The sequence below is a fragment of the Nostoc cf. edaphicum LEGE 07299 genome (assembly GCF_015207245.1).
GTDB lineage: Bacteria > Cyanobacteriota > Cyanobacteriia > Cyanobacteriales > Nostocaceae > Nostoc > Nostoc edaphicum_B.
Map to the genome: position 1 here is coordinate 1 of NZ_JADEXF010000262.1, position 5932 is coordinate 5932.

6 protein-coding genes are annotated in these 5932 nt (G+C 43.9%); 5 read left to right on the forward strand and 1 reads right to left on the reverse strand.

Annotated elements, in window-relative coordinates:
* From IQ229_RS09940 to IQ229_RS09950, 3 genes are all read left to right on the forward strand, one after another.
* Positions 1-641, forward strand: a 641-nt coding sequence (locus tag IQ229_RS09940) for a glycoside hydrolase 100 family protein (RefSeq protein ID WP_228013353.1), incomplete at its 5' end; no start/stop codon positions are given.
* Positions 642-781: 140 nt separating this feature from the next.
* A complete protein-coding gene (gene rsmB, locus IQ229_RS09945) occupies positions 782-2293 on the forward strand; it encodes a 16S rRNA (cytosine(967)-C(5))-methyltransferase RsmB (protein ID WP_194043289.1) in 1512 nt (503 codons plus the stop codon).
* Between the two features lie 57 nt (positions 2294-2350).
* Positions 2351-2773 (forward strand): tellurite resistance TerB family protein, encoded by a 423-nt coding sequence (locus tag IQ229_RS09950; protein ID WP_194043291.1) that lies wholly within the window; start codon positions 2351-2353, stop codon positions 2771-2773.
* A gap of 268 nt (positions 2774-3041) precedes the next feature.
* On the opposite strand, the gene IQ229_RS09955 is transcribed toward IQ229_RS09950, so the two are convergent.
* Complete coding sequence (locus IQ229_RS09955) at positions 3042-4475, reverse strand: cobyrinate a,c-diamide synthase (RefSeq protein ID WP_194043293.1); 1434 nt, start codon at positions 4473-4475, stop codon at positions 3042-3044.
* 238 nt (positions 4476-4713) lie between these two features.
* Between IQ229_RS09955 and IQ229_RS09960 the strand changes: the two genes are divergently transcribed.
* Together IQ229_RS09960 and IQ229_RS23870 are read left to right on the forward strand one after the other, a co-directional pair.
* The gene (locus tag IQ229_RS09960) at positions 4714-5349 is read left to right on the forward strand and encodes a glutathione S-transferase family protein (protein ID WP_194043295.1); all 636 of its coding nucleotides are present in this window, start codon (positions 4714-4716) and stop codon (positions 5347-5349) included.
* A gap of 296 nt (positions 5350-5645) precedes the next feature.
* Positions 5646-5932 (forward strand): hypothetical protein (locus tag IQ229_RS23870; protein WP_228013354.1); only part of this gene is annotated, 287 nt, incomplete at its 3' end.

Here is a 5932-nt window from a genome sequence, read left to right on the forward strand (position 1 = left end):
ATATATATGTAGATTCTGTTCCCTATTATGAATTAGATAAGTGGCTACCAAAAAAAGGTGGTTATCTAGCAGGTAATGTTGGCCCGTCGCAGCTAGATACTCGCTTCTTTTCACTCGGAAATTTAATGGCAATCATTTCAGACTTAGCTACCGAAGAACAGTCACAAGCGATTATGACTCTCATTGAAGAACGATGGGATGATTTGGTGGGAGATATGCCAATGAAAATTTGTTTCCCAGCTTTAGAACATGAAGAATACAGAATTGTGACTGGATGTGACCCCAAAAATATACCTTGGTCGTATCATAATGCTGGTAGTTGGCCTGTTTTAATGTGGATGTTGGCGGCGGCGGCTGTAAAAACTAATAGAACAAATCTTGCACAAAAGGCGATTCAAACTGCCCAAGGACGCCTTAGTACAGATGAATGGCCAGAGTATTATGATGGGAAAAAAGGGCGACTGATTGGGAAACAAGCTAGGAAATATCAAACTTGGACAATCACTGGGTTCTTATTAGCAAAAGAACTGATGGCAAACCACACATATTTACCATTAATCAGCTTTGGGAAATTACCAGCAGAACAGGTTTCTAGAGCGTGTGAGTTTGAAATCGCCAGTGTAGACCCATATATGTCTTGATAGGAGAGTTAGGAGTTATTCAATTTTGGATTTTAGATTTTAGATTTTTACTTCAATCCAAAATCCAAAATTTGAAATCTAAAATTGGCAGAGTTGGGAGTTAGAATACAAAAGCCTCCTGACTCCTGAATCGTGTTTTCATGACAAACCCCCGTCAATTAGCTTTTATCGCCCTACGAGATGTTCATAAGGGGGCTTATGTTGATGTTGCCCTAGATAGAGTACTGCAAAAAGTTAATTTGCCTGATTGCGATCGCCGCTTGGTGACAGAATTGGTTTATGGGAGCGTCAGAAGGCAACGCACTCTCGATACTCTCATCGATCAACTCGCTAAAAAGAAATCTCATCAACAACCACAAGACCTCCGCACTATCTTACATCTAGGCTTTTACCAGCTGCGTTATCAAGAGCGTATTCCCGCCTCAGCTGCTGTTAATACCACCGTCCAACTCGCTAAAGAAAACGGTTTTTCTGGACTTACGGGTTTTGTTAACGGTTTATTACGACAATACATCCGCCTTGCAGAGAAGATAAAGGGCGATCCGTTACAACTTCCAGAAAATCCAGTAGAATTCTCTGACTTTTCACCGCATCTGGAAAACCTCTCTCCAAACCTCTCCCCTTTTAGGGGAGAGGCTTTGAATTCTCCCCCTTCCCTAGTAGGGAAGGGGGCTGGGGGGTTAGGTTTCGCGCTAACTTTTCCAAATTATGTGAAAAGTCAGGTGGAACGCTTGGGTATTTTACACAGTTTTCCTGACTGGATTATTCAAGTTTGGTTAGAGCAATTGGGTTTGACTGAGACAGAACAACTGTGTGAATGGATGAACCAATCACCAACAATCGACTTACGCATCAACCCACTTCGCACTTCCATCGAAGAAGTTGAGGCGGCTTTGCAATCTGTCGGTATTTTGGTGAGACGGATTCCTCATTTACCCCAAGCTTTACGATTTGTTGGTAATACTGGGTCAATTCAAAAACTACCGGGTTTTAAAGAAGGTTGGTGGACTGTACAAGATGCTAGCGCTCAATTGGTAGGTCATTTGCTCGACCCCCAACCAGGTGAGGTGGTGATTGATGCCTGTGCAGCACCAGGGGGGAAAACAACCCACATTGCTGAGTTAATGGCAGATGAGGGTAAAATTTGGGCTTGCGATCGCACTCCTTCTCGTCTTCGCAAACTCCAAGAAAATTCTCAACGGCTAAATTTACAATCTATTCAAATTTGCACTGGTGACAGCCGCCACTTCAATCAATTTAAAAACACCGCAGACCGGGTATTACTCGATGCTCCATGTTCTGGTTTAGGAACTATGCACCGTCATGCTGATGCGCGTTGGCGACAGACACCAGAATCCGTCCGAGAACTTTCGGTACTGCAACGAGAATTGTTGACACATACATCAACTTTTGTCAAACCTGGTGGTGTACTAGTTTATGCAACCTGTACATTGCATCCAGCAGAAAATGAAGAAGTAGTTTCGGCGTTTTTAGCTGATTCACCTCAGTGGCAAATTGAGTCTCCTATTGACGTTGAGTTACCTGATTCTACCGAGAGTACACCTCAAGGTTGGTTTAAACTTTGGCCCCATCGACAGGATATGGATGGTTTTTTTATGGTGCGCTTAAGAAAAACCAATAATTCCGAATGAATACTGTTTGGGATTGTACGATTTGGTGGAGGCCTGAATCTACCAGAGGAGGCAGCAATGGTTTCCCCTTCCAATGTCAAAAACTTAGTTAAAATCCTGATTGGAGCAGCCTGGATTGATGGCAGAATCCAGCCAGAAGAACGGCAATATCTCCGCGAAATAGCTCAAGCAAAAGGTTTAGCTAACGATCCAGAAATTAAGCCTTGGCTGTACGAATTAGTTCCTGTGCAGCCAAAAGAATGCTACGACTGGGTGCGGGAGTATCTAGGCGATCGCCCCAGTCTTGAAGATTGCGAAAATCTGATTGAAGCCATCAGTGGCTTAATTTATAGCGATGGTGAAGTTGCTGTCGAAGAAGCCAGACTCCTGACGCAATTGCAGGATATGGCGAAGCCGAATGAGTCAAATCAACCAGCTCATACTGCGCTTCTCAAACAAATTCAAAAGCTTTACCGCCGTTGGGTTGAAGTCCAAAACTAACATCGAGTTATAAGTTGATCCAAGAGGAGGCGGTGAATTATCTCACTGCCTTTTTGTTTCTCATTTGTCCCCATACTCCGCGATAAATCAAGACCAATACAGTTCAGTTAAGCATTTTTTCCTTCTCTCTGGGTTCTCTGCGCCTCTGTGGTTCGTTAAAAAATTGATTTCACAAAGGGTTTTAGCCTTAACTGAACCGTATTGAAATCAAGACGCGATTTATCGCGTCTCTACATGAGGGTTTTGGGGTTATCTGAACTGTATTGGCTTAAATCCACGTTCCTGAAGATGCTACTTTTAGACATTCTTTAAGAAACTGCTGGGGAATTTCTCTACTTTCTCCCCAATGCAGATGAACATAAGAAGCATGAATATTTGCAGGTAAACCCCATCCTTCGCATCCCATATTTTCTTCACAATCGTAGCGAGAAGTTTCAAAGAGGGGCTGAGTGGAAGTTAAGGTTAAATGGGAACGATGAAACTCATGTCCGTAAACAGTTGTATTTGCCTTAACTAACAAATTATCTTGCAAAGCTACAGCACGACGATAGCCCAAAGTTAAACGTCCACCCATCACAGCAGATGTTGGTAGCACTCCCGCCATTGACCAAGATTTACCTTCAAAATCAATAATTTGCTCGCACAAATACATCAATCCTCCGCATTCGGCAACCGTAGGCATTCCTTTAAGTATTGCCGTTTTCACTGCATCACGAACGCTAGAATTTTGTGCTAGTTGCTGGGCAAAAACTTCCGGGAAACCACCGCCAAAATACATTCCCTGGATATCTTTTGGTATATCAGTATCTTCTAAGGGACTCCAGAAAACTAATTCTGCACCAAGTTCTTGCAGCAAATCGAGATTGTCTTGGTAGTAAAAATTAAACGCGCGATCGCGGGCTACTGCAATCCTAACTGGGAATGAGGCAGATAAGGAGGATGAAGTAGAGGGAGAAAGGGGTTCTGATTTTAACAAAGGTAATAAGCGTTGCCAATCGAAGCAAGTATCTCCTAAATCGGCAAGGCGATCGATTAAAGCATTGAGTTCGGGAAGTTCGGCTGTGGGTACTAAACCCAAGTGGCGATCAGGAATTGTGATATTATCTTGACGCCGCATGACGCCGAGAATGGGTAATTGTAAGGGTTCTAGAGAATCTTTGAGCAGAGAGAGATGGCGATCGCTTCCCACACGATTTAATACTACCCCAGCTATTTTAATTCGGGGATCAAAAGATCGATAGCCGTGCGCGATCGCAGCCACAGAACCAGATAAACGACTGCAATCAATCACTAACACCACAGGTAAGTCTAAAAGCCGTGCAATGTGTGCCGTACTGGCAAAGTCAGTAATTTGTTCTTTGTCATTTGTCATTTGTCCTTTGTCCTTTGCAAATGACGAATGACCAATGACTAATGACGAAATTCCATCAAACAACCCCATTACCCCTTCCACGAGGGCATATTCACTCAGTTGACTATGACGGGCAAAACATTGCTGAACGTAGACTTCAGAAGTCAATACAGGGTCTAAATTGCGACAAGCACGACCAGTTACGTGTTGATGAAACATCGGATCGATGTAGTCTGGCCCCACCTTAAAAGATTGCACCAAGCGATCGCGACGGCGTAAAGATGCTAAAAGGGTGAGCGTGACTGTTGTCTTACCCACCCCACTACGTTCCCCAGCAATGACTAAAGCCATAAATGAAACAAATTAGGTTTTTATGCAGCAACTATTTCGATTATTGGCTGTGTGTCTATCGTCACTTTTTGCAAAAGCAGATGCACCAGTTTCTCCAACCGACTAACTCAAACTTATACCAATTAGAAACCAGAAAACCACCCAATTAGGGGAGTTAGGCTGGAAACGTCTGTTTAATAATACAGTTGGAGATTAGCTGAGATCGGATAATAATCGGCTACCACAAGAGGAACGTTTTATGATAGTTGTGCATCATCTTAACAACTCGCGATCGCAGCGGGTGCTGTGGCTGCTTGAAGAATTAGGTATCGAATACGAGATCAAATTCTATGAACGCGATGCCAAGACAATGATGGCACCGGAGTCGCTACGCCAAGTCCATCCCCTCGGCAAATCACCAGTAATTACAGATGCAGACTTGGCGATCGCTGAGTCGGGTGCAATTATCGAATACCTAGTCGAGCGCTATGGTAATGGTCGGCTAGCCCCAGCATCCGGTACGCCAGAGTATCTGCGCTATAAGTATTGGCTGCATTACGCCGAAGGCTCGGCAATGCCACCACTGGTAATGCGGGTGATATTGAACAATTTTGGGGCAGGCGACAGCAGCGTGGTTAGCGGATTTGTCGCGCCCCAGATTAAACTTCACTTTGACTACATAGAAGACGAACTCCGTAAAAATGCGTGGTTTGTAGGCAATGAATTTACCGCCGCCGATATCCAAATGAGCTTTCCCCTAGAAATAGTCGCTGCGCTTCCCGAAGAGGTCAAGAAACGACCAAAGCTCAAAGAATTTGTCGAACGCATTCATGGACGACCTGCTTACAAACGCGCCCTGGAACGTGGAGGCAAATACGAGGTATCTTTTCAATAGACTTTTTGTATGAATCGAAACCCTCACCAAAACAGTGCTGAGTGCTGAGTAACGAGTGCTGAGTAAAAAAAGTAATAATTGCACTCAGCTAACGAGTGTCTGAAGCCCCAACATGCGGTATGGAAAAACAAAAAAAGATTTATTTCGAGATGCGTAGCGTATATTTAATGCGTCCTTACTTCAATCCTCTAGATTTATCTATGGGGTTACTCAGCAATCAGCACTCCTGAATCTAAATCCCTCTCCCAAGCAAGGCTTACGGTGTACGCAAAAGTTTTCTAAAGCTGTCCCACGTCTTGACCTGTAATGCCAATGCATCGACTTGCAATGCCAATGCATCGACCTGTTATGCCAATGCATCGACCTGCTATGCCAATGCATCGACCTGTTATGCCAATGCATCGACCTGTTATGCCAATGCATCGACCTGTTATGCCAATGCAATAGGGTTCGGTTACAATACGGTTCAGTTAAGGCTAAAACTCTTTGTCAAAGTCAACTTTTTTAACGTAGACGCAAAGCGGCTTGCCGAAGGCTACCGCAGAGGCGCAGAGGAAACAGAGAGAAGAGAAAAAATGCTTAA

Bases quoted from the DNA above. Each gene is read 5' to 3' on its own strand.
- rsmB (WP_194043289.1), top strand. From the start codon at position 782: ATGACAAACCCCCGTCAATTAGCTTTTATCGCCCTACGAGATGTTCAT.
- IQ229_RS09950 (WP_194043291.1), top strand. From the start codon at position 2,351: ATGGTTTCCCCTTCCAATGTCAAAAACTTAGTTAAAATCCTGATTGGA.
- IQ229_RS09955 (WP_194043293.1), bottom strand. From the start codon at position 4,475: ATGGCTTTAGTCATTGCTGGGGAACGTAGTGGGGTGGGTAAGACAACA.
- IQ229_RS09960 (WP_194043295.1), top strand. From the start codon at position 4,714: ATGATAGTTGTGCATCATCTTAACAACTCGCGATCGCAGCGGGTGCTG.